The organism is Bradyrhizobium lablabi, assembly GCF_018131005.1.
In the GTDB taxonomy this organism is placed as follows: Bacteria; Pseudomonadota; Alphaproteobacteria; order Rhizobiales; family Xanthobacteraceae; genus Bradyrhizobium; species Bradyrhizobium lablabi_D.
The window spans coordinates 151,241-177,465 of sequence record NZ_JAFCJK010000009.1 but is presented as its reverse complement, the minus strand read 5'-3'; the positions used below and the strand labels follow the sequence as shown (position 1 = coordinate 177,465).

26 protein-coding genes are annotated in these 26,225 nt (G+C 62.4%); 14 read left to right on the top strand and 12 right to left on the bottom strand.

Translation table 11 applies throughout. The features are described from left to right. Window positions 1–5: 5 nt before the first annotated feature. Entirely contained in the window at window positions 6–212 is a 207-nt protein-coding gene (locus tag JQ553_RS25915) for a DUF6494 family protein (RefSeq protein WP_212502859.1), read from the top strand. A 208-nt stretch (window positions 213–420) separates the two neighbouring features. On the opposite strand, the gene JQ553_RS25910 is transcribed toward JQ553_RS25915, so the two are convergent. Then, window positions 421–1,116, bottom strand: coding sequence for a DUF1013 domain-containing protein (locus JQ553_RS25910; protein ID WP_212502858.1), 696 nt, complete (start codon window positions 1,114–1,116; stop codon window positions 421–423). A gap of 216 nt (window positions 1,117–1,332) precedes the next feature. Between JQ553_RS25910 and ispH the strand changes: the two genes are divergently transcribed. Genes ispH through rnhA form a run of 3 tightly spaced genes read left to right on the top strand, consistent with a single transcriptional unit; the run spans window position 1,333 to window position 3,742 of the window. Beyond that, window positions 1,333–2,307, top strand: a complete 975-nt coding sequence (gene ispH, locus JQ553_RS25905) for a 4-hydroxy-3-methylbut-2-enyl diphosphate reductase (RefSeq protein WP_212502975.1) — start codon at window positions 1,333–1,335, stop codon at window positions 2,305–2,307. Between the two features lie 5 nt (window positions 2,308–2,312). Next, window positions 2,313–3,293, top strand: a complete 981-nt coding sequence (locus JQ553_RS25900) for a homoserine kinase (protein ID WP_212502857.1) — start codon at window positions 2,313–2,315, stop codon at window positions 3,291–3,293. Then, the gene (gene rnhA, locus JQ553_RS25895) at window positions 3,290–3,742 is read left to right on the top strand and encodes a ribonuclease HI (RefSeq protein WP_212502856.1); all 453 of its coding nucleotides are present in this window, start codon (window positions 3,290–3,292) and stop codon (window positions 3,740–3,742) included. Before JQ553_RS25900 ends, rnhA begins: the two co-directional genes overlap by 4 nt. Here the strand turns inward: rnhA and JQ553_RS25890 are convergent. Beyond that, window positions 3,737–4,987: an acyl-CoA dehydrogenase family protein gene (locus JQ553_RS25890; protein WP_249144586.1), complete on the bottom strand. Its 1,251-nt coding sequence runs from the start codon at window positions 4,985–4,987 to the stop codon at window positions 3,737–3,739. The two genes, rnhA and JQ553_RS25890, sit on opposite strands and share 6 nt — an antisense overlap. 206 nt (window positions 4,988–5,193) lie before the next feature. Between JQ553_RS25890 and JQ553_RS25885 the strand changes: the two genes are divergently transcribed. Next, window positions 5,194–5,583, top strand: a complete 390-nt coding sequence (locus JQ553_RS25885) for a cupin domain-containing protein (protein ID WP_212502855.1) — start codon at window positions 5,194–5,196, stop codon at window positions 5,581–5,583. A 195-nt stretch (window positions 5,584–5,778) separates the two neighbouring features. Here JQ553_RS25885 and JQ553_RS25880 read toward each other — a convergent pair whose 3' ends face one another. From JQ553_RS25880 to JQ553_RS25855, 6 genes are all read right to left on the bottom strand, one after another. Further along, window positions 5,779–6,264, bottom strand: coding sequence for a peroxiredoxin (locus tag JQ553_RS25880; protein WP_212502854.1), 486 nt, complete (start codon window positions 6,262–6,264; stop codon window positions 5,779–5,781). Window positions 6,265–6,393: 129 nt separating this feature from the next. Next, the gene (locus JQ553_RS25875; protein WP_212502853.1) at window positions 6,394–6,951 is read right to left on the bottom strand and encodes a DUF924 family protein; all 558 of its coding nucleotides are present in this window, start codon (window positions 6,949–6,951) and stop codon (window positions 6,394–6,396) included. Between the two features lie 24 nt (window positions 6,952–6,975). Then, window positions 6,976–8,658 (bottom strand): long-chain fatty acid--CoA ligase, encoded by a 1,683-nt coding sequence (locus JQ553_RS25870; RefSeq protein ID WP_212502852.1) that lies wholly within the window; start codon window positions 8,656–8,658, stop codon window positions 6,976–6,978. Between the two features lie 147 nt (window positions 8,659–8,805). Continuing rightward, on the bottom strand, window positions 8,806–10,263 hold the full coding sequence (locus JQ553_RS25865) for a serine hydrolase (RefSeq protein ID WP_212502851.1): 1,458 nt from the start codon (window positions 10,261–10,263) through the stop codon (window positions 8,806–8,808). A 201-nt stretch (window positions 10,264–10,464) separates the two neighbouring features. Next, on the bottom strand, window positions 10,465–12,243 hold the full coding sequence (locus JQ553_RS25860; RefSeq protein WP_212502850.1) for a glucan ABC transporter ATP-binding protein/ permease: 1,779 nt from the start codon (window positions 12,241–12,243) through the stop codon (window positions 10,465–10,467). A 184-nt stretch (window positions 12,244–12,427) separates the two neighbouring features. Further along, a complete protein-coding gene (locus JQ553_RS25855; protein WP_212502849.1) occupies window positions 12,428–13,486 on the bottom strand; it encodes an ABC transporter substrate-binding protein in 1,059 nt (352 codons plus the stop codon). 238 nt (window positions 13,487–13,724) lie between these two features. On the opposite strand from JQ553_RS25855, the gene JQ553_RS25850 reads away from it, so the two are divergent. The 9 genes from JQ553_RS25850 (at window position 13,725) to JQ553_RS25810 (ending at window position 21,617) form a co-directional block, all read left to right on the top strand. Then, window positions 13,725–14,156: a hypothetical protein gene (locus tag JQ553_RS25850; RefSeq protein ID WP_212502848.1), complete on the top strand. Its 432-nt coding sequence runs from the start codon at window positions 13,725–13,727 to the stop codon at window positions 14,154–14,156. A gap of 123 nt (window positions 14,157–14,279) precedes the next feature. Continuing rightward, window positions 14,280–14,681, top strand: coding sequence for a phosphoribosyl-ATP diphosphatase (hisE, locus tag JQ553_RS25845; RefSeq protein WP_212502847.1), 402 nt, complete (start codon window positions 14,280–14,282; stop codon window positions 14,679–14,681). A 64-nt stretch (window positions 14,682–14,745) separates the two neighbouring features. Beyond that, window positions 14,746–15,327, top strand: coding sequence for a YqaA family protein (locus JQ553_RS25840; protein ID WP_212502846.1), 582 nt, complete (start codon window positions 14,746–14,748; stop codon window positions 15,325–15,327). A 354-nt stretch (window positions 15,328–15,681) separates the two neighbouring features. Continuing rightward, complete coding sequence (locus JQ553_RS25835) at window positions 15,682–16,653, top strand: nitronate monooxygenase family protein (protein WP_212502845.1); 972 nt, start codon at window positions 15,682–15,684, stop codon at window positions 16,651–16,653. After that, on the top strand, window positions 16,653–17,423 hold the full coding sequence (locus JQ553_RS25830) for a thioesterase family protein (RefSeq protein WP_212502844.1): 771 nt from the start codon (window positions 16,653–16,655) through the stop codon (window positions 17,421–17,423). The genes JQ553_RS25835 and JQ553_RS25830 overlap by 1 nt, the downstream gene beginning before the upstream one ends. A 181-nt stretch (window positions 17,424–17,604) precedes the next feature. Next, window positions 17,605–18,093 carry a GFA family protein gene (locus JQ553_RS25825; RefSeq protein WP_212502843.1) on the top strand — a complete coding sequence of 163 codons (489 nt, stop codon included), beginning with the start codon at window positions 17,605–17,607 and terminating at the stop codon, window positions 18,091–18,093. 165 nt (window positions 18,094–18,258) lie between these two features. Further along, window positions 18,259–20,310, top strand: coding sequence for an ATP-binding protein (locus tag JQ553_RS25820; RefSeq protein ID WP_212502842.1), 2,052 nt, complete (start codon window positions 18,259–18,261; stop codon window positions 20,308–20,310). A 235-nt stretch (window positions 20,311–20,545) separates the two neighbouring features. Then, complete coding sequence (locus JQ553_RS25815; protein WP_212502841.1) at window positions 20,546–20,791, top strand: hypothetical protein; 246 nt, start codon at window positions 20,546–20,548, stop codon at window positions 20,789–20,791. Window positions 20,792–20,909: 118 nt separating this feature from the next. Further along, entirely contained in the window at window positions 20,910–21,617 is a 708-nt protein-coding gene (locus tag JQ553_RS25810; protein WP_212502840.1) for a hypothetical protein, read from the top strand. A 274-nt stretch (window positions 21,618–21,891) separates the two neighbouring features. Here JQ553_RS25810 and JQ553_RS25805 read toward each other — a convergent pair whose 3' ends face one another. The 4 genes from JQ553_RS25805 to JQ553_RS25790 form a co-directional block, all read right to left on the bottom strand. Then, window positions 21,892–22,269, bottom strand: a complete 378-nt coding sequence (locus tag JQ553_RS25805) for a response regulator transcription factor (RefSeq protein WP_212502839.1) — start codon at window positions 22,267–22,269, stop codon at window positions 21,892–21,894. A gap of 67 nt (window positions 22,270–22,336) precedes the next feature. Then, entirely contained in the window at window positions 22,337–22,954 is a 618-nt protein-coding gene (locus tag JQ553_RS25800) for a response regulator transcription factor (RefSeq protein WP_212502838.1), read from the bottom strand. After that, complete coding sequence (locus tag JQ553_RS25795) at window positions 22,951–25,278, bottom strand: ABC transporter substrate binding protein (RefSeq protein WP_212502837.1); 2,328 nt, start codon at window positions 25,276–25,278, stop codon at window positions 22,951–22,953. Before JQ553_RS25795 ends, JQ553_RS25800 begins: the two co-directional genes overlap by 4 nt. 173 nt (window positions 25,279–25,451) lie before the next feature. Beyond that, window positions 25,452–25,940, bottom strand: a complete 489-nt coding sequence (locus JQ553_RS25790) for a hypothetical protein (RefSeq protein WP_212502836.1) — start codon at window positions 25,938–25,940, stop codon at window positions 25,452–25,454. Window positions 25,941–26,225: the final 285 nt, after the last annotated feature.

Below are 26,225 nucleotides of genomic sequence, written 5' to 3'. Positions count from 1 at the left end.
CGATGATGAACGAGGACGTTTTCAACGCCAGCCTTCGCGGATTCCTCAAGAAGGTCGGCATTACTTCCCAGCGCGAAGTTGAGAGAGCGGTGCGCGAGGCCGTGGCAAGTGGCCGGCTCAAAGGTAACGAGAAGCTTCCGGCTAAGACTGTGCTCACCATCGATGGTCTCAGTCTTACACATGAAATATCCGGCGAGATCGAACTCGGCTGACACCAGCCGACGCACTCTCGCGATGCCGATGCTCGTGGACTGCCCGGAGCGCGGGCGGGACGCTTGTCGAAAGCGGTATTGCTCCTCGAATCAAAATTCCGGGTTTAGCTAAAGCTTTCCTCCGGTCCGCCGCGTTCATCTATGCCACAACAAAAAACGCGGCGGGTTGCCGCCGCGTTTGGTATTTCGATGGCCGTGGGCTACGCGCTCACTCTTCGTCGTCGGCCTTCTTGCCGCCGATCGTCTTCAGCTTGGCGAACACCGCATCGACATTGAGGTCGTCCTGCTGCTTTTCGGTGTGCTCGTATTCGGGCTCCTTGCGCGTGGTCTCCGAGGCCGGCAGCAGCGTGGCGCCGCCATAGACAGTCGCGGCTGGCTTTTCCTTGGCGGCGCGCTGCACCTCGAAATCGAGCTCGATCTGCGAGCACAGGCCGAGGGTGACCGGATCCATCGGCGTCAGCGTCGAGGCGTTCCAGTGGGTGCGGTCGCGCACGCTGGCGATCGTGGTTTTGGTGGTGCCGACGAGCCGCATGATCTGCGCGTCCTTCAGTTCGGGATGGTTGCGCACCAGCCACAGGATCGCGCTCGGGCGCTCGTGGCGGCGCGACACCGGCGTGTAGCGCGGGCCCTTCTTCTTGGCCGAAGATGGCAGCACCACCTTGCTCTGCTCGAGCTTGAGGCGGTAGTTCGGGTCTTTCTCGCCCCTTTCGATCTCCTCGCGGGTCAACTGGCCGTTGGAAATCGGATCCATGCCCTTGATGCCCTGGGCGGCGTCGCCGTCGGCGATGGCGCGGACCTCCAGCGGGTGCATCTTGGTGAAATCGGCCACCTGATCGAAGGTCAGAGCGGTATTATCAACCAGCCACACGGCAGTCGCCTTCGGCATCAGCGGTGCGTTGCTCATGGCAAATCTCCTTGGCGCTTCGCCCACCTCTCGGAGGCGAAGCTGGTAGTCATCGGTGATGACGGGAATTATGCGGCCTATATAAGCCTTCCTGGGGTAATGGCGCAATGGGCCACGAAAAGTGCCTTGACAGCGCCCGAAAGCAGTCCCAAGTGCTTATCGAATTGGCCGTTCCCCGCCCGCCGGCGAGGGGTGATTCGGTCCCGGGATTGGCCCATGTCAGCGAAAAAACCAGAGCTTAGAATCGTGCTTTGTTCCCCGCGTGGCTTCTGCGCCGGGGTTGTCCGGGCCATCGACACGGTGGAACGGGCGCTCACCATTTATGGCGCTCCGGTCTATGTCCGGCACGAGATCGTCCATAACAAATACGTCGTGGACAGCCTGAAGACCAAGGGGGCGATTTTTGTCGAGGAGTTGGCCGAAATCCCCGACGATACCAACGCGCCCGTGGTGTTTTCCGCCCACGGGGTTCCCAAATCGGTGCCGGCCGAGGCCAAGGCCCGCAATTTCTTCTCGCTGGACGCGACCTGCCCGCTGGTGACCAAGGTCCACCGCGAGGCTGCGATCCATTTCAAGCGGGGTCGGGAAATCCTACTGATCGGGCATTCGCACCATCCCGAGGTGGTCGGCACCCTCGGCCAGCTCCCGGCCGGCGCGGTCACGCTGATCGAGACCGCCGAGGACGCCAAGACCTTCGCCCCGAAGGACCCGGACAACCTCGCCTTTGTGACCCAGACCACGCTGTCGATCGACGACACGGCCGAAATCGTGACGCTGCTCAAGGAGCGCTTCCCGAACATCAACGGCCCGCACAAGGAAGACATTTGCTATGCCACCACAAATCGCCAGCTCGCGGTGAAGAAGGTGGCGCCAGTGGTCGACGCTCTGATCGTGGTCGGCGCGCCGAACTCGTCGAACTCGCAGCGCCTGCGCGAGGTCGCCGAGCGTGAGGGCTGCCCCATCGCCGTGCTTGCCCAACGCGCGAGCGACATCGACTGGGATCGCTTTGAAGGCATCAGGAGCCTCGGCATCACGGCAGGCGCATCCGCGCCGGAGGTGATCGTCGAGGAAATCATGGGCGCCTTCGCCGAGCGCTACGAACTGCACGTGGAGACGGTCTCGGCCGCGGAAGAGAACGAGTTCTTTCCGCTGCCGCGCTCGCTGCGGCCCGACGCTGCCGCCGCGGAATAAACCATATGGCGGTCTACACCGACGTTGCCGCCGAAGATCTCGCGGAATTCCTCAAGAGCTACGATATCGGCGAACTGCTCTCCTACAAGGGTATCGCCGAGGGCGTGGAGAATTCGAACTTCCTGCTGCACACGAGCCTGGGCGCCTACATCCTCACGCTCTACGAGAAGCGCGTGGCGGAGGGCGACCTGCCGTATTTTCTGTCGCTGATGGCGCATCTCGCCGAGCGCGGCGTCTCTTGCCCACAGCCGGCGAGGAATCGTAACGGCGAGGTCTATAGCCGGCTGGCCGGCCGACCGGCCGCGATCATCAATTTCCTCGAGGGCATGTGGCCGCGGCGGCCGAACGCGATGCATTGCGCCGGGGTCGGCGATGCGCTTGCCAGGATGCATCTCGCCGGGCGCGACTTTCCCCTGATCCGGAAAAACCCGCTGTCGGTCGGCGGCTGGCGGCCTCTGTTCGATCTTGCCTGCGCGCGGGCCGATAGCGTGCAGGCGGGCCTCTCCGATTTCATCACACGCGAGCTCGATCATCTCGAAGCGAATTGGCCGAATGACCTGCCGCTCGGCGTCATCCATGCCGACTTGTTTCCAGACAACGTGTTCTTCCTCGGCAACAAGCTGTCGGGCCTGATCGATTTCCCGTTCGCCTGCAACGACATTCTTGCCTATGACGTTGCCATCTGCCTGAACGCCTGGTGTTTCGAGCCGGATCATTCCTTCAACGTCACCAAGGCGCGCGCGCTGCTCAATTCCTACGGTCGCGAGCGTCCGCTGGCAGCGGCGGAACAGGCTGCGCTTCCGCTGCTCGCGCGCGGCGCCGCGATGCGCTTTCTGCTCACGCGTCTGGTTGATTTCCTCAACGTACCGGACGGTGCGCTGGTGAAGCCCAAGGACCCGCTGGAATATGTGCGCAAGCTGCGCTTCCAGCAGAACGTCGCGGGGTTGCGCGACTACGGCGTCACGCCGGCAGGGTGCGCGGCGTGAACGACAAGCCGCATGTCACGATCTTCACTGATGGCGCCTGTTCCGGGAACCCCGGGCCGGGCGGCTGGGGCGCGATCCTGAGATTCGGCGACGTCGAGAAGGAGTTGAAGGGCGGTGAGGCGCACACCACCAACAACCGCATGGAGCTGGTGGCGGCGATCTCGGCGCTTGAGGCGCTTAAGAAACCGTGCGTCGTCGACGTCACTACCGACAGCCAGTATGTCCGCCAGGGCATCACGGGCTGGATCCATGGCTGGAAGAAGAACGGCTGGCGCACAGCCGACAAGAAGCCGGTCAAGAATGTCGAACTGTGGCAGCGATTGGATGCAGCCCTAAAGCCCCATGAGGTGCGCTGGCACTGGATCAAGGGGCACGCCGGCCATGACGAAAACGAGCGTGCCGATCAACTGGCGCGTGACGGATTGGCGGAAAATCGCAGCCGCTTATAACGGACTTGTAGCCATACGTCCGTCCGAAATGCCCAGCAACTGCCTGCCCGAATTTCCGTAGTTTCGTTGATTCACGGCGGCATGTTGCGCCACGGCCTGAAGGTCGCGCATTCGCCGTTGCAGCGGGGAAGACTCATATAGCGCGCTGCCGCCGCCCAGCCTGAAGCAATCCTCGGCGATGCGAACGCAGGCTGCCGTAGTCCAGGTCGCGGCTTGGGCGCCTTCTGCGAGAAGCACGTTGTCCTTCAGCGTTCCAGCGAGCGCATGGCGCCAATGGCTTTCAACTTGAGCATACGCATACGCCCGAACTGCCTTTAGGTCAGCTTCGATCCGGCCGAGTTCATACTGAAAGGTCTCCAAATCCCGCATCGGTGCGACGGCGCGCTGCTGTTGCCGCCCGGTATTGGCAAGCTGTACGAGTTCGTCCAATGCGCCCGCAGCCACGCCGGTCGCAGCAGGAATGTGCATAAGGGGAATAAACTGCGATACGGTTTGGTAGAGCGGTCCCGCTATGCACGATTGGCTGTTCGCCAGATCGAGAAAATTGTCCGCAGGGACCATCTTGTCCTTGAGCGAAATGTGATGGCTCCCGGTGCCCTTCAGGCCCGCGACGTACCATGTGTCCTCGATCTGCCACTCCCGTGCCGGAAGCACGAAGCTTCGGACCATCGGCGGACCGTTCTCGCCCAATGGCCCAGGCAGTGGTTTGCCACCTTCGGACATGACACATAGTCCGAACATCCAGTCGCAATGCTGGCAGCCGCTCGCAAACGGCCAGCGTCCATTGACTCGCCAACTGCCATCGACCGCTTCGGCAGTTCCTACAGGTTGGACAGAGCCGCCAAAGATTACATCGGGACCCTTCGCGTAGATACGTTCGAAAATTTTCTGCGAGGTGAGAGGCGCAATGATAGCGGATCCCATCCCAATCATTGTGACCCAGCCGATCGAGCCGTCGATCTTGCTGAGCGCTTCCATGATGGCGATCGCCGCCGGCATATCGAGCTCGAGCCCGCCGTGGCTTCGCGGCGCGAGCGCGCGGAAAATCCCGATAGATCGCAGCTTTTCCACCAGATCGAGAGGAATCCGACGTCCGGCCTCGATCTCCGCTGTGCGTGCCGTGACTTCCGGTGCCAGCGCCTGGATATCTGAAAGCAGGCGGTTGGTTATATCTGTCATGGGCACGGCGTTTGCCTTTGCATCGGGATGTCCGAGGCGATCGAAAGCAACGCTCGTGGGATTCATGGACAAGACTCACCAGTTTCCAAGGGACGCAAATTCTTGCCAAAATGCGCGGCAAATGAGTTTCGGCCAACTCATTTCAACGCGACGCCGAAAGCCATCGTCGTCACGATCATGTAAGAATGATCATCGATCGACGACCGATCGGCTGGCGCGCTCTCGTCACAGAACCGACAAGGAAATATCTGAACTGGCCTGGAGAGTAGAATATGATGCTTGCGACCAAACGAATTGCTGCTGCACCTGACGTCACGGCGCCGGACGGATCGGAGGTTCGCGTGTTGTGTCAGACGACTCGCGGAGGTATGGCGCTGTTCACCTTGCCGGCGAAGGCGGTGTCGAAAGCCGTCGTTCACCGGACGGTCGATGAAATCTGGTACTTCGTTTCCGGCCGCGGGCGGATGTGGCGCAAGCTCAACGACGAAGAAGTGATCGACGATGTAGAAGCGGGAGTTTCGATCGCGCTCCCGGTCGGCACGCACTTTCAATTTCGCGCCGGCGATGCGGAACCTCTGGTGATCGTCGGGGTGACGATGCCGCCATGGCCAGGCACGGATGAGGCGATTTTCGTCGACGGTGTGTGGAAAGCCACTGCGTGAACTTGCGCGTGGAGCGTTGCACCTTGCTGCAAGCCCAGCCGTCACCACCTGCGAAATCGGGCGATGACGGCTTTAACTTTGGCTAGAGCATTGTCGGTTCTGATTGAATCAGAACCGAAGCTTTCGATTCCCGCGTTTTCGTTTACGCGAACCGGCATCCATTTCGCTCGAAAAAACGCTGTAGCCGATCCTAATTCAGAGCTGAGCGAGCAGCGTGTCGCCGCCGGAAACCTCGACCTTGCCCGGAGCGGGTTCGAGGTTGAGCTTCTTCACCACGCCGTCCTCGACCAGCATCGAGTAGCGCTTGGAGCGGATCCCGAGCCCGTTGGCGGAAGCGTCGAGCTCCATGCCGATCGCCTTGGTGAATTCGGCATTTCCGTCGGCGAGGAAGGTCGCTTCGTCGCGCTGGTCGGTGTCGCGCTTCCAGGCGTTCATCACGAAGGCATCGTTGACCGAGACGATCGCGATCGTGTTGACGCCCTTGTCCTTGATGGCGTACGCGTTCAGAAAAATGCTCGGCAGATGCATCTTGTGGCAGGTGCCGGTGTAAGCGCCCGGAACCGCAAAGAGGGCCACCTTCTTGCCCTTGAAGATGTCGTCGGTGGTTTTGACCTGCGGCCCCTCGGCGGTCATCACGCGAAACTTGGCTTCCGGCAGCTTGTCGCCAACCTTGATCGTCATCGTAAATTCTCCCTCAATGACCCGACGTGTCTTAAACCCGGCGGTCGAACGGCACAATATCAAAGCATGAGGTGGTTGCGCCTCAGGCGCGGAAATAGCAATAGCGGAAGCACGGTCACCGTTCCTTCATCAGCCCGAAAACCCGCCCTCGTCGAGGAATGCCTGCTCTTCCGCCGTCGTCACCCGGCCCAGGATGCGGTTACGGTGCGGGAAGCGCCCAAACCTGCGGATAATATCGGCGTGGTGCTCGGCGTATTCCAGGTTCTCCGGGTCACCGCCGACATTGCGGAAATGCTCGACGCAGCGCTGCTGGTCGGCAAGTTGCTCCGAATGCATGAGGGGCAAAAAGAGGAATTCACTCAGAAGCGGATCGATCCGCGCGTCAACGCCACCATCGATGGCCCGCCGTGCCACCTCGCGCGCCAGTTGATCGCTCGCATAGGTCAAGGCATTGCCACGAAACATGTTGCGGGGAAACTGATCGAGCACGATGGCCAGCGCCAGAGCGCCGCCATCGCTCGCCTCCCACGGCGACAACTCGCCTGCGGCCGCCGCTCGCCACGTTTCAAGGAAACGGCGGCGGATTTCGGCATCGAAGCCGTCATCGCGGCCATACCAGCGGTCGCGCCCGGCGGCGCGCCAGAAAGCGACGATCTCGGCGGGTGTTGCAACGCGCGCGGCAGTCATGGTGCAACGCCAGGGTCGCTCGTCCTAGGCCGCCGCTTGCTTTTGGTCGCGCAGTTCGCGGCGCAGGATCTTGCCGACATTGGTTTTCGGCAGATCGGTCCTGAACTCGATCTGCTTCGGCACCTTGTAGGCGGTGAGCTGGGTTGCGCTGAACCTGATGATGTCCTCGGCCGTGAGGCTCGGGTCCTTCTTGACCACGAACGCCTTTACCGCTTCGCCAGACTTGGCGTCTGGCACGCCGATCACGGCGCATTCGAGAACGCCCGGATGGCTTGCGATCACTTCCTCGATCTCATTCGGATAGACATTGAAGCCAGAGACCAGAATCATGTCCTTCTTGCGGTCGACGATCTTGGTAAAGCCGTACTCGTCCATCACACCGATGTCGCCGGTACGGAAATAGCCGTCCGCAGTCATCACACGCGCGGTTTCGTCCGGTCTGTTCCAGTAGCCCGTCATCACCTGCGGGCCCTTGGCGCAGATCTCGCCGGCCTGCCCAATCGGCAACTCGTTGCCGTCGTCGTCGCGGATCGAGAGATACGTGGAGGGCACGGGCAACCCGATCGAGCCGGAGAACTTGTCGGTGTCGGCGGGATTGCAGGTCAAGGTCGGCGAGGTCTCCGACAGGCCATAGCCCTCCGACAGCGCGCAGCCCGTCACCTTCAGCCATTTCTCGGCAACCGGCTTTTGGGTCGCCATGCCGCCGCCGAACGAGGTCTTCAGCTTGGAAAAATCGAGCTTGTCGAAGCCGGGCGTATTCAACAGGCCGTTGTAGAGCGTGTTGACCGCGGGGAAGCTGTTGACCTGGTACTTCGAGAGCTCCTTGACGAAGCCCGCCATGTCGCGCGGGTTCGGAATCAACAGATTGACGCCGCCCGCTCGCACTGCGAGCAGATAGCACGCCGTCAGCGCGAAGATGTGGTAGAGCGGAAGCGCGCAGACGATGAAGAGCTGCTCGACATGCGGCGGCTTCTTCAGCGCCGGCTGCAGCCAGGCGTCGTTCTGCAGCACATTGGCAAGCACGTTCTGATGGATAAGGGTGGCGCCTTTGGAAACGCCCGTGGTGCCCCCGGTATATTGCAGGAAGGCGACGTCCTCGCGTGTCAGCGCGGGCTTGCTGAACTTTAGGCCGCGGCCCGCCGAAAGTGCTTCATTGAACGTGACGGCGCCGGGGATCGACCACGCCGGCACCATCTTCTTCACGCGCCGCACCACCAGGTTGACGATCACGCCCTTGAAGCCAAGCAGGTCGCCCATGCTGCCGACGATGACTTGCTTGACTGCGGTATTGGCAAGCACCTTCTGCACGGTGGTGGCAAAGTTCTCCAGTACAATGATCGCTTCCGCGCCGGAATCCTTGAGCTGATGCTCGAGCTCGCGCGGCGTGTAGAGCGGATTGACGTTGACGACGGCATAGCCGGCGCGCAACACGGCGGCGGTCGAGATCGGGTATTGCAGCACGTTCGGCATCATGAGCGCGACGCGCGCGCCCTTCTGGAGGCCCTTGCTTTGCAGATAGGCGCCCAGCGCCGTCGACATCTCGTTGAGCTCGCGATAGGTGATCGACTTGTCCATGCAGATAAACGCCTTGCGGTCGGCGAACTTCGCAAAGCTTTCTTCCAGCAATTCGACCAATGACGAGTACTGTGTGATGTCGATATCGGCGGGCACGCCGGCCGGATATTGCTTGAGCCAGATGCGCTCCATGGAATTCCCCTCTGATGACCCTGCCATTGGTCCCGGTTTCGTTGCCGGATCTGACCGCGTTGTTTTGGGCAGTATTGAGCGATGCTGCGGCCGATGGCAAGCCGCTGCGCGCTATCGACGCATTGCGTGGTGGGGGAATCGTTTCCGCTAACCAGCCGGCTTGGCTTCGGTCTTCGGCTTCGCGGCGGCCTTCGGCTTCGCGGCACCGGGTTTTGCCGGGACGGAGGATTTGTCGGCCGGCTTGGCTGCAGCAGACTTCGGTGGAGTGGCAGGTTTGTCGGCCTTCGCGGCCGCGGAATCCGGTTTGGCGTTGGCGTGGCGCACCGGCTTGGCGGCGGTCTGCTTGCCGTCCGACTTTGCGTCACCCTTGACGTCCTCCTTGGCGTCGGCCGCCGCATCGGGCTTCTTGACCGCGACGTGGGTGCGCTTGCCGCGCTTGGCCGGCTGCAGCCTTTCGCTGTCGGCGGCAACGGCGGCGAGCAGCGCGGCGCCGGTCTTGGTCGGACCGGTATAGACCGGAATCGGCTCCGACGGCGCGGGCGCCTGCGCCATCATCTCGGACGGCTTCGGCATCGACGCCTGCAGGCCCGCGCCAAAGAACGCTGCTGCGCCTTCGCCACCGAAGGCGCTCGAACTGGCGGCGTTGCTCGCGACGGTATCTTCGTCTTCATCGCTGGCGGGCCGCTTGTGCTTGCCGCCGCACATCTCCTCGCGCAGGTTCGGAGGCGTCGCATCGATCGGCACCAGATTGTCGACAGTGCCAAGCGAGGGACGGAGCCATGACAGCCCGGTATTGTTAGCAAAGCCGCGGTCAAGCAGTTGGGCGGCGCGGATCGCGCGCATGCGGCCCGAGGAGGCGCCGAGCACGACGGCGATCAGTCGCCTGCCGTCGCGCGTCGCCGACGCGACGAGGTTGTAGCCTGAAGCGCAGATGAAGCCGGTCTTGAAACCGTCGGCGCCGGGATAGCGGCCGATCAGCTTGTTGAAGTTCTGTGTGATCCGGTGGCCAAAGCGGATCGACGGGATGTGCATGAAGTATTCGTATTCCGGCAGGTCGCGGATGATGGCGCGGGCGAGGATCGCAAGGTCGCGCGCCGAGGTGATCTGGCCGTCAGCCGGCAGGCCGTTCGGATTGACGTAACTCGTTTGCGTCATGCCGAGCTTCTGCGCAGTCTGGTTCATCATCGCCGAAAAGCCGTCGATCGAGCCTCCGACGCCTTCGGCGAGCACCACGGCCATGTCGTTGGCCGATTTCACCAGCATCATCTTCAATGCGTTGTCGATCGTGAGCTGCGTGCCGGGCCGGAAACCCATCTTCGAGGGCGCCTGCGAGGCTGCGACAGGCGAGACCGTCACTAGCGTATCGAGCGAGATGCGGCCTTGCTTGACGGCTGTCAGCGTTACATAGGCCGTCATCATCTTGGTGACCGACGCCGGATACCACGGCATCGTGGCGTTATCGGCCTGCAGCACCTTTCCGCTGTCGGCCTCGACCACCAGCAGCGCCTCGGCCTGCGCCAGGCGCGGCATCGCGATCAGCAGCATCGCGACGGCGAGAATCCACTTCAACGACGGGTTGCGCAACAGCGGTCGAAGACAATGCACGAGTCCGGTTCCGGTCCTTTGAGACCCGCCTTGAGGATAAGGAGGTCTTGCGATGTGAGGTTCGGGTTCAAGCGTGTCCGGGGCCGCTTTGCGGCAGCGCAAACCCTATACCGCCTTGCCAGCGGAGAACAGGGCCCGGCGATCTAAATCGTGGACGAAATCCGCTGAATTTCGGCAGCCGCCTCAATCGGAAAGTCGGAATCATGGTGCCTCGACATCCGCCCGCTCGGTCTCCTGGACCATGAACTGGGCGCGTGCCAAGTCGGCAAAACGACCGCCTTTCGCCACGAGTTCATCGAAAGTTCCGCTTTCGATCACCCGGCCCTGGTCGAACATCAGGATGCGCGTGGCGTGGCGGATGGTGGAGAGACGGTGGGCGATTACGAAGGTGGTGCGGCCCTTCATCACTTCATCGAGAGCGGCGTTGACCTTGGCCTCGGTGACGGCGTCGAGTGCGCTCGTCGCCTCGTCCAGGATCAGGATCGGCGGATCCTTGAGTAACGCGCGTGCGATCGACAGCCGCTGCCGTTCGCCACCGGAGAGCATGCGGCCACGCTCGCCGGCATGGGTATCGAATTTCTTCTCGCTGCGCTCGATGAAATCCAGCGCCTGCGCGCGCGCCGCGGCGGTACGCAATTCCTCATCGGTTGCATCAGGCTTGCCGACGCGCAAATTCTCGGCGATCGAGCGGTTGAACAGCAGCGCTTCCTGGAACACAACGCCGATATTACGCCGCAACGCCGTCAGCTTCAGCGCGCGGATATCCATTCCGTCGATTTCGATGATGCCGGACTGCGGATCGAAGGCCCGATGCAGCAGGGCGATCGCGGTGGATTTGCCGGCACCGGTCGGACCGACCAGCGCGATGGTCTGACCGGGCAGCGCGGTGAAGGAGACGTCCTCGACTGCCGGCCGCTTGCCGTCATAGGAGAACGAGACATCGTTGAATTCCACGAGCCCGGAGAGGCGTCCGGGATCGACGGCCCCGGGCCGGTCGCGCACCGCCGGCACTGCGTCGAGCACGTCGAAGAATTCCTGCAGACGCGGCGCTTCCATGAACACGCTGTTGATGAAGCTCACCACCTGTTCGAGTTTCTGGATCAGCATGGTCGCGAACGAGACGAACATCACGATCTCGCCGACCGTGGTCAGGCCCTGCGCATGCAGCGCGATGCCAACGGTGAAGATCGCGAGCACGGTGATCGTGGTCGAGGCGCGCGTGATGACTGTGACCAGCGCCCACCATGACAGCACCGGCATCTGCACCGCGAGCAACTTGTCCGCGACATAGCGCAGGCCCTGCACCTCGGAATCGATCCGCACGAAGCTCTGCACCAGCGCAACATTGCCGAGCGCGTCCGAGGCGCGCGCCGAGAGGTCGCTGTAATAGGCCTCGACCTCGCTCTGCATGCCGTAGGTCTTGCGTACCACGAGCGTGGTCAGCACGGTGAAGACGACGCACAGAACGAACAGGAGGATCGCAAGCCGCCAGTTGATGTAGAGTGCGAGCGGCAGCAGCACGACGAGCGACATGATCGCGGCGAAGTGCTCGCGGAAGAATCCGAGCCACAGCCGCCACAGAGCGTCGGTACCGTTCAGCATCACCTTCATGAGCCGGCCCGAATGGGTGCCGGAGTGGAAGGTGAGCGGCAGCTGCAGGATGTGCTCGAAATAGTCCGTCAGCACGGCCTGGCGCTGGCGGTGCGCCAGCCGGTCGGCCTGTAGCGCGACGATCGCGCTGCAGCCGATCGTGAACAGGCCGAATGCCACCCAGGCTGCGAGCAGCGGCCATGGCGATGAGGTTTCAATCAAGCCGGTGCTGGGTCGGCCCGACAGCACATCGACGATCTTGCCGAACAGCACTGGCTCGGCGAACTGGGCACCGGCGAGCAGCAGGTTGGCAGCGGCGAGGATCCAGCCGAGCCGCGCTTCCTTGCCGAGCAGTTCCAGGACGCGGGTATAGAGGCGGAGCAGGGACATGCCGGCGTGACTCGCGAGCGGTGGAGGCAGCCATTCTAAGCAGGGATTGTGCGGAGAACTACCCACTTTGCGCCGGCTCGCCCATCGGTCCACACGCTCTCCGACCGGCCTGTGGAACGCCCCTGCGCGCGTCGAGGGAGACGGTGCTTGCGCGCCACGTCACCATGCCATGAACGGATAAAGCTTAATTGATCAGGCGATCGTCGCGCGGCGGCAGGAAGCTGTCGTCGAAAATATCAGACACATGCGGCCGCTTCTGGAATTTGAAATCCTCCGCAAGCTGCTCGACCGCACGCTCGAATCGCTCCGGATCGATGCCGCCAATACCGTTGCGTTTCACCTCACCGGTCAGGATGTTGTCGCGGATGATGGCGTGCAGCCGCTCCAGCTCCAGCTCGCGCGAGCCGCCGTCCATCCGGCTGACGACCTCGGACGCGGCGCGGACCGGGTCCTTGATCGAGAGGTTGGTGCCGCCGATGACCGCCCGCACAAATCCCTTCACTGCGTCCGGCTTCGCCGCGGCAAGACGCGGACTGACAATGACGGCAAAGCCATAGGCCTCGCAGCCATAGTCGGCAAAGCGCAGCACGGCGAGATCATCGGCGGGCACGCCGCGATCCCGCAGGTTGATCGCCGACAGATAGGAGAAGCCGGTGACCGCGTCGATCTGGCCCGCCGACAGCATCGGCTCGCGGACCGCCGCGCTGATGCTGTTCTGCTTCACGCTCGACAGCTTGATGCCGTTGAGCCTGGCGACGGCGGGCCACAGCCGGATCGACAGGTCGCCCTCCGCGACGCCGAGGCTTTTGCCCTCGAGGTCGGACAGTGTCCTGATGCCGCGGCTCTTGCGCGCGATGATCGCATAGGGCGCCCTGTTGAACAGCGCGAACACCGCCTTCACCGGCGCGGTGCCCGGCTTGTCGCGAAAGCGGATCAGAGCATTGATGTCGACAAGCGCGAAGTCGCTCGAGCCGTCGGCGACGCGCGCAATCGCGTCCGCCGAGTTGGTGGCGATATTGGTGCCGACCGCCAGTCCCTCGGCGCTGAACAGACCCCCGATTCCGGCCATCACGAACGGCGCAGCGGCAGCGTCAAGCGGCCGGTCGAGCGTGAACTGAATCGTGAGCGGTTGGGGCGGATCGCTCTCGGCCCGAAGCGGCGCGGCGGCAGGCCACGCTCCGCACCCGAGGCCGATCGCAAGGCCCGCGAGAAGGCGAAGAAAGCTGGTCCGACTTACGCGCATGATGACGTCCGGGGAGCGAGACAAACTGCCGCGCCGGCTGCGATTGTTTCATGACATCGAGAGCGTGATGGCAAGCGCCGATTTGCGCGCATTCTGCCGCAGCCAAGGTGAACGAACGATGACCGCCGCGATTTCGCCAGGGGTCATTCAGCCTGCAATTGGCTTACGGAACCTAATCTGAGGCCGGCGGTTAACTTTCAAAGGCTCATTGGGCCGGCTTCCACAAAGGATGACTGCAATGTTTGCGCGAAAAAGTGTGTTCTCGTCGATTGGCCGCGCGGCCACGCTGGCAACGGTTGCCGCAGTGGCGCTGACGGCCGTTGAGCCGACGATGGCGTTCGCGGGCTCTGCTCCGGCGGGCAAGCCTGCTGCCGCGACCACGTCGCATGGCACCAGCGGCGCGACCGACATCAGTGCGCGTCGCCGATATTATGGTGGCGGTGGTGCGGCTGCTGCCGCTGCATTTGCCGGTATCGTCGGCACGGGCCTCGCGATTGCTGCCGCTCAGAGTCGGCGAGACTATTATGACGGCTACTATTACGGCGGCGGCCCGGTCTATTACGGCGGTGGCCCGGTTTATTACGGCGGCCCCACCTATTACGGTCCGTACAACAGCTATGGCTATGGCGGCTATGGCTACGCCGGTCACACATATTACAATCGATGGTAACGGGGGCTTCTGCGCCCAATCTCGCTGAGCCCCGTAAATCCACCGGCCGGCCGGCCGGTGGATTTTTTTATTGTCAGGCAAGCCGTTAACACGTCGGCCACGAGTTTCGACTAGCCTGCAAGAATGGGTGATTCGATCGAGCGGCTTTACGAGGCGGTGATCGCGGCCAAGGATCTTGATCCGGCGACGTCGCGCACGGCACGGCTGTTTCAGCGTGGCCCGGCCAAGATGGCCAAAAAGCTCGCTGAAGAAGCAATCGAGGTCGTGATCGACGCCGTCAGCGGCAAGCCCGATGCCGTCGTCCGGGAGAGCGCCGATCTGCTCTACAATCTGACAGTTCTCTGGGCGTCGGCCGGGGTAAAGCCAGCCGACGTCTGGCGCGAGATGGAGCGGCGCGAGCGCTTGCTCGGGATCGCCGAGAAGCTGCCGAAGACGTCGGTTAAATTGCGCAAAGCGACGCCCGTTCCCGTCGTTCGGCGGCGACTCGTCGCCCTCGAAAGCCGCCTGCACAAGCGGCAACGGTAAAACGCCCGAAAATCAACCAATTCCCGGCATGGACAAATCCGCTCGATGATGGTTCATCGCGGCCATGCTGAAACGGATCTACGACTGGTGCATCGACGCCGCCGACAAACCCTACGCGCTCTGGATTCTCGCGGCGGTCTCCTTCGCTGAGAGCTCCTTCTTCCCGGTGCCGCCCGATATCATGCTGCTGCCAATGTCGCTGGCGCGACCGAAGCGGGCGTGGTGGTTCGCAACCGTCTGCACGATCGCGTCGGTCGCCGGCGGGGTGCTCGGTTATGCGATCGGCGCGCTGCTCTACGACTCGCTCGGGCAGTGGTTGATCCATCTCTATGGCCTTTCCGACAAGGTCGACGCCTTCCGTGCCTCCTATGCCGAATGGGGCGCGGTGATCATCCTTGTGAAGGGGCTGACGCCGATCCCCTACAAGCTCGTCACGATCACCTCGGGCTTCGCCGGATACAACATCTGGCTGTTCATCCTGTGCTCGATCGTCGCGCGCGGCGGCCGCTTCTTCGTGGTCGCGGTGTTGCTCAACCGCTACGGCGATTTGATCCGCGCGGAGCTTGAGAAGCGGCTCGGCCTGTGGGTCGCGATTGGCGCGGTTGTGCTGGTGCTCGGCTTCGTCATCGCGTTCAAGCTGATTTAGGCTCGTCGGATTGCGGGGCCGGTGCCGACAGGCTGTGCCAGGGCAAGGGTTTCAGGGAAGGCGAGAGTCCCGATACCGATGCTGCCGAACATTGCTCGCAGCTCGCCTATCTGCCGGTCCACAAGTGCGGGCCAAATGATTGCAAAACCGAGAATTTCGTGACGCGCGCGCTGCCAATAGGTGTGGCCTGGAATACCAGGACGCGCAAGAAAAATGCACGACGTGGATGACGTTTTGTCATCCGGTCGCGGCGTTCAAACGCAATACTTGACAGTGGAAAGATTGCCTTGTTGGTATGATGCCTTGCATCTCAAGCAGCCTCCGTTCCGCAAGAACCCGAAGGATCCGCTCCCAATGTCCATGCCTGCGTTGTTCAAGGGCCGTCTGTCTCTTCCCGTAATCGGGGCGCCGCTGTTCATCATTTCCGTGCCCGATCTCGTCATCGCGCAGTGCAAGGCCGGCGTTGTCGGCTCGTTTCCGGCGCTGAACGCCCGCCCGCCGGCGCTGCTCGACGAGTGGCTCGCACGGATCAAGGAAGAACTCGCGGCCTATGATCGCGCCAATCCGGATCGCCCATCGGCGCCGTTCGCGGTGAACCAGATCGTGCACAAGTCCAACAACCGGCTCGATCATGACATGGCGCTTTGCGAGAAGTACAAGGTGCCAATGATCATCTCCTCGCTCGGCGCACGCGAGGAGTTGAATCAGTCGGTCCATCGTTGGGGCGGCATCGTCTTTCACGACGTGATCAATCAGAAGTTCGCGCGCAAGGCGATCGAGAAGGGGGCCGACGGCCTCATCCTGGTCGCGGCAGGCGCCGGCGGCCATGCGGGCACGATCTCGCCGTTTCCGTTCGTGGCCGAGACGCGGCAGTGGTTCGACGGGCCGATTGCGTTGTCGGGCACCATCGCCAATGGTCGCGCAATCCGCGCCGCCCGTATCATCGGCGCCGACTTCGCCTATATCGGCTCGGCCTTCATCGCCACGTCAGAGGCCAATGCGGTGGAGAGCTACAAGAACATGATCACTAATTCGAGCGCCGAGGACATCGTCTATTCCAATCTGTTCACCGGCGTGCACGGCAACTATCTCAAGCCGTCGATCGTCGCGGCCGGCATGGACCCGGAAAATCTGCCGACCTCCGATCCCTCGAAGATGAGCTTCGGCACTGATGCCTCCGGCGAGCGCGCCAAGCCGAAGGCCTGGAAGGAAATCTGGGGCTCGGGCCAGGGCGTCGGCAGTATCGGCAATGTGATGCCCGCGGCCGAGTTGATCGCGCGGTTCAAGAAGGAGTACGCGGACGCCGTCGATCCGCCGCTCGCCTGATGGAGCCGATCTTTCGCGTTGACGGCGACCGCGTCGTCACCAGCCCCGACGCCGCGGGTCCGTGGGATCCACGGATGCAGCACGGCTCTGCGCCGGCGGCGCTCGTGGTCTGGGCCGCGGAAGCGATTCCGTCGTCGGCGCCGATGCGGATCGCGCGTGTCAGCATCGACCTGATGCGCCCAGTGCCGGTGGCGTCGCTCGGGATCGAGAGCGAGGTTCTGCGCGACGGCCGCAAGATTCAGCTCTGCGGCGTTCGCCTGCTCGCCGACGGCGTCGTCGTGGTCTCCGCCACCGTGCTGAAGATCAAGGCGCAAGCGACGGAGCTGCCGCCTGAGATCACGGATTTGCCGGTCGAGTTGCCGAAGCCCGATCAATGCGCATCCGAACCGGGCAACATCACCAGTCCGTTCGTGAGGTGCATATCGATGCGGCCTGCGCGCGGCCAGTTCGGCCAGATTGGGCCCGGCGCGATCTGGTTTCGCGTCGACCATCCGTTGATCGCGGGCGCGGCCGTGTCGCAGGTGATGCGCGCGGTCGTCGCCGCTGATTTCTCCAACGGCACCTCGCCGGCGCTCGATTTCAGCAAGTTCACTTTCATCAATGCCGACCTCACAGTGAACCTCGCGCGTGAACCGGTTGGCGACTGGATTCTGGTCGACGGTGAATCCTGGATAGGCCCTGACGGAGCCGGACTTGCGATGTCACGGCTCGCCGATCAGCACGGTTATTTCGGCCGCGCGGTTCAGAGCCTCGTGATCGAGCGGCGCTAAGAGCGGGATCTACAAAGTGTGCAGGGGTTCTCCCTCGCAACGAACGCGTCGCGTTTGCGCGGAGATCATGCTCGAACAGAATCCTTTGATGGCGATGCTTCATCCCCTTGGTATCGCGCTCCGGTTGTCGCGAGGCGTTTTCCAGGTAGTCTTGAATCGCATCCGAAATTGGAGCTAATCGATGAACGCGCGTACTCCCTTGCTTCCGCTGACCGGCGGCTGCTGCTGCGGCGCCATCCGCTATCAGATCGATTCATTTCCGCTCTTGCTCTACACCTGCAACTGCAGCGACTGCCAGACGGCCTCGGGCAGCGCCTTTGCCCTCAACATGCCGGTGGCGACCACCCAATTTCGCATCGTGAAGGGCGAGCCGAAGGGGTGGCGCCGGCCGTCGCCGAGCGGCGCCGATGTCACGTCCTGGTTCTGCGGCGACTGCGGCGGCCGCATCTACGGCGAGCGCAAGGGGAGGAGCGAGTCGGTCAATATTCGCGCCGGCACGCTGGATGACACCGCATGGCTGACCCCGGTCGCGCACATGTTCATGCGCAGCGCGCAGCCGTGGGTTCAGCCGGCCGCCGGCGCAGTATGCTATGAAACCGGGCCCGGCGATTTCCGCCCCCTGGCTGCGGCATGGCGGGCGATGTGGCCTGAGGGCTTCCCGCAAAAATAGTTTTCCGCTCCGGGAACACTCGGTGGCACAAACGAGTTTTCGCTCCCGTAAGGGGGGATCCATGACACGTGTCGTTGCCGTCACCGGGATCAGATGTATAGACCGGTGGCGTTGCGATTTCGAACCATCCCGTGGCGGGGTCGCGCGGCCGGAAAGGCGGCTGCGGTGAGACCGGGGCCATCGTCGGAACGCGCGGTCATCCTCGCCGCAAACGAACGCGATGGCACCAGGACCGCCCATCTGATCAAGCAAGCCGGCTACTATGCCAAAATCTGCGGCGATCTCGCCACCCTGGAGGACGAGATCGAGAGCGGGGCCGGGCTTGCGATCATTGCCGACGAGGCGATCAGGAATGCGGATCTGCGGCGCCTCAGGCGCTGGCTGAACGCGCAGCCGTCCTGGTCGGATTTCCCCGTCGTGCTGGTGAGCGAGAGCGGCGGCCCCGAACGCAATCCCGAGGCTGCGCGGCTCGGCCGGGAACTAGGCAACGTCACCTTCATCGAGCGCCCGTTTCATCCTGCCACGCTGGTGAGCCTGATAGCTTCAGCCGTGCGCGGACGGCGCCGGCAATACCAGACCCGCGCCATCCTCGAGGATCTCACCGAGAGTGAGGGCCTGCTGCAGACCGCCCTCAATGCCGGCCATCTCGGCGCGCTCGAACTGCACATGCCGGACTTCGAGCTCGAAGCCTCCGCGACCTGCAAGCGCTTCTTCGGGCGCACGGCGAACGAGCCGTTCACCTATCAGGATCTCTTGGAGGCGGTTCATCCCGACGATCGCGCCCGGCGACTCGAGGTCGTCGAGCACACGCTGCGTACGGGAGCCGACTACAAGATCGAGTACCGCAACATCTGGCCCGACGGCTCGCAGCATTGGGTCGACGTTCGCGCCCGCGTGGTGCGCGGACCCGACGGAAGCATCAAGTCGGTGGTCGGCGTCTGCTCCGATATCACCGCGCGCAAGACCGCCGAGATCGAACGCGAGGCTCTGCTGGCGCAGCTCGCCGCCGAGCGCACCGCACTCGCGGAACTCACGGCGACACTGGAGCAGCGGGTCGAGCAGCGCACCGCCGATCTGATGAAGGAGGTCGCCGCGCGCGAAAAGGCGCAGGAGCAGCTCCGCCACGCCCAGAAGATGGAGGCGATCGGCCAGCTCACCGGTGGCGTCGCGCACGACTTCAACAATCTCCTGATGGCGGTGATGGGCAATCTCGACCTGTTGCGCAAGCGCCTGCCTGACGATCCGCGGCTGCGGCGGCTGGTCGAGGGCGCGCTGCAGGGCGCCGAACGCGGCGCGTCGCTGACGCAGCGGCTGCTTGCATTCGCCCGCCAGCAGGATCTGCGTGCGGTGCCGGTCGATCTCGGTTTGCTGGTTCGCGACATGAGCAATCTGCTCGAGCGCTCGCTCGGGCCGCGGATCGTGCTGCGGCTGGATATTCCCGCCTTATTGCCGCCGGCGCGCGTCGACACCAACCAGCTCGAGCTCGCGATCCTCAATCTTGCGATCAATGCGCGGGATGCGATGCCGGATGGCGGGGTGATCGAGATCAAGCTCGAGGCCTGGCCGGCGAAGAACGACCCGTCACTGCAGCCGGGCGACTACCTGAAACTGTCGGTCATCGACAGCGGCACCGGCATGTCACCCGACGTTCTCAAGCGGGCGATCGAGCCGTTCTTCTCATCCAAGCCGCTCGGCAAGGGCACCGGCCTCGGCCTGTCGATGGTGCACGGCCTCGCGGTTCAGCTCGGCGGCGCGCTGCAGCTTGCGAGCACGGTCGGCAAGGGCACTACCGCCTCGCTGGTGCTTCCGGTTGCGACCTCGGCGCCGCAATCAGGGATCTGCTCGCCTGTGCCGCAGAAGGTGAAGCGCTCGGCGGTGATCCTGTTCGTTGACGACGATCCGCTGATCGCGATGTCGACCACAGAAATGCTGGAAGATCTCGGCCATCGCGTGATCAGTGCGAGCTCCGGCCCGCATGCGCTCGATATCCTCAGGAGCGACCAGGTGATCGATCTGATGATGACCGATCACGTGATGCCAGGCATGACGGGCCTCGAGCTTGCCGTCGCCTCGCGCGAGGTCCGGCCGCAGCTTCCGGTTCTGCTAGCCACCGGTTATGCCGAACTGCCCGACGGTATCCAGGTCGATCTGCCGCGGCTTGCCAAGCCCTATCATCAGGACCAGTTGCGCGAGCGGCTCGACCAGTTGTTGGGATAGGGGCGGGCGCATTTCTCGCGAAGCGAGCGCCTCGGTTTCCGGTATCGCATGTCAGCCCGTTGTCGCCGAGCGCGATCAGGTCGTGCCGCCGCGGGCGTTGCCTGAGGTTGCGAGTCCACGCTTGAAGCCCTGCCGACTGCCTTAACGCGCCATTAACCATGATCGTCCCAACAATAGCGATACAGCATGGCTCGTCGCCATGGCCGGGCCGATTGGAGAACAAAAGGGGTGCGCTATGGATTTTCAGGGGCTGTTGGCCAAGACCCCGGTGACCCTCGAGCAGCTCAGGAACCGCGTGTTCTATGCACTGCAGCGGCATCCGCTCTGCCGTGGCATCGAATTCGACGTCGTCAGCACCCCTCGTACCCGCCGCACCAACTGGACCATCAGCCTGCGCTCGGTGCAGCCCGGCGCCCTCTGGGAAGCCCACGAGATCATCGCCGACATCCAGGAGGCCTATGAACTGGCCGTCCCGGCCTGATCGCGGGCCGGTTCGTGCGAACTTCATCCAATTTCCCGGCCTTTGGCCATTTCAGTGGCATGCTAAAGCCTCATTTGCCGCGCAGCCTTCGGCCACCCCGGCCGGGACGGAGACGCTTTTGACCAAAGCCATAGCTATTGTAGGGCTGACCTGCCTCCTCGTCGTTGGGGCCGCGGCCGCCGCCATCCTCGGCCGCGATAGCGTCCCGGCGGCGCCCACCGCGGTCGCGCAGGCGCCGGCCGACGCCGCTCCGGTTTCCAACAAGGCGGGCAAGCAGGACAAGCTCGCTGTCGCAGCGCTCGCGGCGGCCGCCTTTGAGCCGCCACAGGCCGTGCCGCCATCGGCCTTGCAGCTCCGGGCGCAGGCTGCGATCCCCGCGCTGCCTGGCACCACCCTCCGTCAGGCCTATGCCGCAACCGACCCCGCCGACGTTGCCCCGCTCACCGGCCGTGCGGCAGCAGCGCCGGCGGAGGCAACTCCACCGAAGCCGAAGGCCGCCGCCAAGCCGGCGCCGCAGAAGAGCTACGCGCTGCTCAGCGACGCGCAGATCGCGAGCATCAAGGAACGGCTGAAGCTGTCGTCGGCGCAGGAATCCTACTGGCCGCCGGTCGAGGCCGCCCTGCGCGCGGTCGCGCGCAAGATCCATGCGAAGCGGCAGGTCGATCCCGGCGCGTCCGCCCCGCCGATTGATCCAGACTCCGAGGAAGTCCAGCAATTGAAATCGGCGGCGATGCCGCTGCTGTTCCAGCTTCGCGAAGATCAGAAGAGCGAAGTGCGCTCGCTCGCGCGCCTGATCGGACTGGAAAAAGTCGCCTCGATGATCTGATCGCCGCGCGCCTTCCCGTCGGCACAGCCTTCGATCATCGCTCGTCTCCAGGTGCTTCTCTCATCTCCTTCTTTGAGCATGATCTCCGCCCAAACGCGACGCGTTCATCGCGAGCGAAAATCGCGACACACTTTTCCGGATCGCGCTCTGGTTCCACAGGAACGTCGCCTCCATCCGTGTTGCCGGCCGGACGAGGAGACGAGCATACAGGCATCAACAGCCTATTTCGCGGGCGTAGGAACTGCGGTCGCGAAGCGGACGCCGCAACAGTTCTCTACCCGGCGCTTCGCGAGCCGCTGACCGCTCTGTCAATAGCTTCGAACAAAGCCTGTTGCTGCAATGGCTTTCGCAGACTGGCGACCAGTCCTCCATGATCGCGCAACGCGTCGTCGTCGTAGGCGGTGATCAGGATAGTTGGAATTTTTATGCCGCTGCTCGCGAGATGCCGCTGAAGCTCCAAACCGTTCATTTCCGGCATCTGGAGATCGACAATCAAACAATCCGGAAGACCGGCTGGCAACGCTGCAAGAAATTCGCGCCCCGATCCATAAGTAAGAACACGAAAAGCGTGCGAACGCAGCAACCGGCTCAAGCCTTTGAGCACGGCTGGATCATCGTCCACAATAGCAATCAGTAGCGAAGCTTCCGCCATGAAGGACTATTGCGGTTGCGCCACCCGCCCGTCGAGTTGGCCCTTGGGCCAATAAGGCAAGTATTTGCTACTTCGACAGATTGAATTTCTCGGCCATGCGGACGAGATCGGCGACGGTGCGAATTCCGAGCTTTTCCATCATCCGGCTGCGGTGGACCTTGATGGTCTTTTCGACCGTGCCGAGATCTGCGGCAATCTGCTTGTTGAGCCGTCCCGCTACGACGTGTGCGAATACCTCGCGCTCGCGCGGTGTCAGGTTGCTGAACTTCGCCTGAATCGATTCCTTCTCGGACTGAAGCCGACGCGATTCGGCTTCCCTGGCTTTCGCGCGGGATACGGCTTCGAACAAATCCTTGTCCTGTACGGGCTTGGTCAGGAAATCGATCGCCCCGGCCTTCATGGCACGCACGCTGGTGGGAATGTCGCCTTTGCCGGTGACGAACACGACAGGACGATGATAACCGCTGGCTGCGGTCAGCACGCGCTGAATCTCCAGACCGTCAAGACCGGGCATCGAAAGATCGAGTACGGCGCAGCCGCACACAGCCATGTCGTGCTCTTCGAGGAACATCTGCGGCGAAGAATATGGCCTGACGTCATAGCCCCCGGTGCGGAGCAGTCGCGACAGCGCCTGGAGCACTCCGGGGTCATCATCGACGAGATAGACCGTGAATTCTTCCGTCATGCAATACCGGTTGCCGGCTGCTGGATTGGCAACGAAAACACTGCGACGGCGCCCCCGCCGTCATCGTTGACCAAAGTCAGCCTCCCTTGATGCGCCTGTATGATTGTCGAACAGAGGGTCAGACCCAGTCCAAGACCATGGTCCTTGGTGGTGTAGAACGGCTCGAACACACGGCCGTTTTCTTTCGGACGGATGCCATGTCCCCGATCCTTCACGCGAACGTCTACCATTCCAGTCTGGACTGCTCGCGTTGAGATGAGAATAAAGCGTTGGGTCATGGGGGTCGAGGCCATGGCATCCATCGCGTTCATGACAAGATTCAGCAGGACTTGCTGCAGTTGCACAGAATCGCCCCGCGTCAGGAACACGGTGTTTTCCAGATCAAGCCTAGCGACGATATCGCGGCCGATCAGTTCGCTATTCAGAAGACTGATGGTTGACCTGACAAGGTCATTGATATTGACGTTTTCCGCCTTCCGCTCGCCTTTCCTCAGGAGACCGCGGAGACGATGGATGACCTCGCCCGCTCGATTGTCCTCATGAACGATCTCCTCGAGAGCATCGCGAATCTCGATAAGGTCCGGCGACTCTTGCGCCAGGAGATGGAGCGCGGCTTGGGCATTGGACAGGATCGCGGTCAGCGGCTGGTTGACCTCGTGGGCAATCGATCCGGAGAGCTCGCCGAGCACGGACACGCGCATCAGATGCTCAACTTCCCGGCGCTGCAGTGCGACCTCAGCCTCGGCCGATTTCTGTTCGGTGATGTCGATAAATATGCCGCCAAGATGATCCGGTCGGCCATCTCCGTCTGAACGGGAACGGGCGCGCATGCGAACCCAACGCACCTCCTCGCCCGGCAGAATAATTCGGACGTCGCTGATGGCGGATTGCTCTGGCTCCAACGACCTTTGAAGCGATTGGGTTGCAATTTGCAGGTCGTCGGGGTGAACGGCCGCGAGGAACGCATCACGCGTCAACGGCACATCGCGCGCAAGTCCGAACATTGCCCTGCAATGCTCCGTCGCCCAAAGCTCATTTCTATGCTGGTCAAATTGCCAAAGACCGATATTGGCAGCGGCGGCCGCAAACGTCATCCGCTCCTCGCTTTCCTTGAGCAGATTTTCGGCGCGTAACCGTCTCCGTCTTTGAATCAGCAGGGCGGCAACGATCAAGGATTGCAGGGCAACAATCAAAATCGCTGCACTGACGATGCCTCGATGCTCAGTCCAGATCGTCGGTTTTTTGAACAAGACAACAGTGCCGGGAGGAAGTTTGCTCTCCTGAAGCATCCAGCGCGCCAAAGCTCTGTAATCAACTCGATAGGCCTGTCCTGGATTTGTTTGCGGGGCAATCGTGGCTGGGTCTTTCCCGGCGAGGATTTGAAGCGCCATGTCTGCCGCCTCGATACCAACCGATTCAAATGTCTCGACGAAGCCGCCTACGATACCATTGCCGATATACGTGTCATAAGGCGCGTAGAGCGGTGCCGGTGACGCGGCGGCCAGAGAACCCGCCATCTCCGCAGGGACAAAGGTGTTGCCTCTACTGTCGGCAAAAAGCGTCAGGTACACTACGATTGCATCACGCGGGATATTCTTCACTTCCTCCATCAGCTCCGCATGGGAGCGATCGAACAAATATGTCACCTCGTAGTTTCGCTCACGACCCTCAATGGTCTTTCGAGCGACCGATTGCCAACGCCGATCGACCTGCCCACTGCCAGCGATGACGAACAGGCGGGTTGCTTTAGGCTGAAGTCGCTCCGCGAGCGCAAGCGTCTTGTCCAGGTTGAACTCGGAAATTATCCCGGTGATGTTCGGCGGCAACTGCAACGCGCCATAGCTTTGTGGAGATATGGCTGTGAAGACGACAGGTACATTTGGAGCGATCTCGTCGCGGTGCCTGACGATGAATGGCAAAGCCGCGCTGCCTAACGTTATCACGACGTCAGGCGGGCGCTTCTCGTACTTGGTCCGCAGAAATTCCGCTATCCGGGCTTCATATGCGGCATCCGTGTGTCGTCCCAGGTCAAGAAAGTCTGCATCGATTTCGAGTCGCTGTGGCGAGCGTTCCAACAGTCGCTTTCGAGCGCCGTCTGCGATCAGTGTGGTGGCGGGGAACGTGTAGTTGAAAGCGTGCAACATCAGCACGCGCTGAGGCTCAGCGGCGCGCGATTCCGCCGCGTATAGAAAAAGGAGCAGCAGGCTCCAGCGAACTATGCGCGTCCTTGTCATTCCGGAAAAGGCCGCCACACCAAAGTACACCAGTACAAATTCACAAGACCTGGCGCCCCTGAGGTACGCCGCTCGAATGATCGAAAGCAACCTTACCACGCTTTGACAGCGTGCACTCACTCTCGCGACAGGCAATTAATGAGTAAAGTCAATGGGTAAGGCTTTACCCGATCGGTCCACTCGCCCTTGCCGGCCGCGCATAGGGGATGGTGGCCGCCCTGTATTGTAGCCAATCGACCGCTGCCAGACGATCACACGCTGCGTCAGGATTTGGAGCGGACGAAGACGACCTCGAACTTCTGCTTGACGACGACCTGATCGTAAACGCCGGTCAGCCGATCATTCGCCGCATCATAACTGAGCGAATAGGTTGAACCGTTGTAGCCCGCGGCGCGTAGTTCAAAGAACAGTTTGAGGCCGTTGCCATCGCTGGTAGCCACGGCCGTATGAAACGGCAGCGGCCTTGGATTGGCATAACTGGCGTCGAGCCGGCCATCGGCGTCTACCGAATTGATCGTAATCACATAGCCTCCCTGCACCCTGATCCAGCGACCGGGCAGAACGGCAAACGCAGCCCTGCCTGCGGATTCCGCCGCGGGAGGTGCCGACGCTGGCGGCGGAGGCTGCGTCTGCGCCGACGCCGACATGATAAACAGCGGAAGGCTGACGATAGCGACTGGCATTCGATTCATGTCTTCTTCTCCGATCAAGTCTTTGATGGACCTTACACGCTCGTGGGTCACTTCCAGCAAAGCCGCCTGACGTCATTCGATGGCAGCTGGAGTTTCTCGACAACGATTCGCCCGGGGGTCAGCGCGCGCTCCACGGCGCGATACCTGAAGGCAGGCCTTTCAGGATCTCCGCGAACAGGAAAGCGACCGACCGGTACTGTGCAGATTGTGCCTTGCTATTGGACCACGGTCCAATAGCGAAGGAGGATTCTCCTCCGTAGCGTGCGCGTCCCATGCATCGGTTGGGAGGTTACGCTTTTATGACAGCGCACCCCGCGGCGAGGCTGACGTCCGACGTCACCGTTT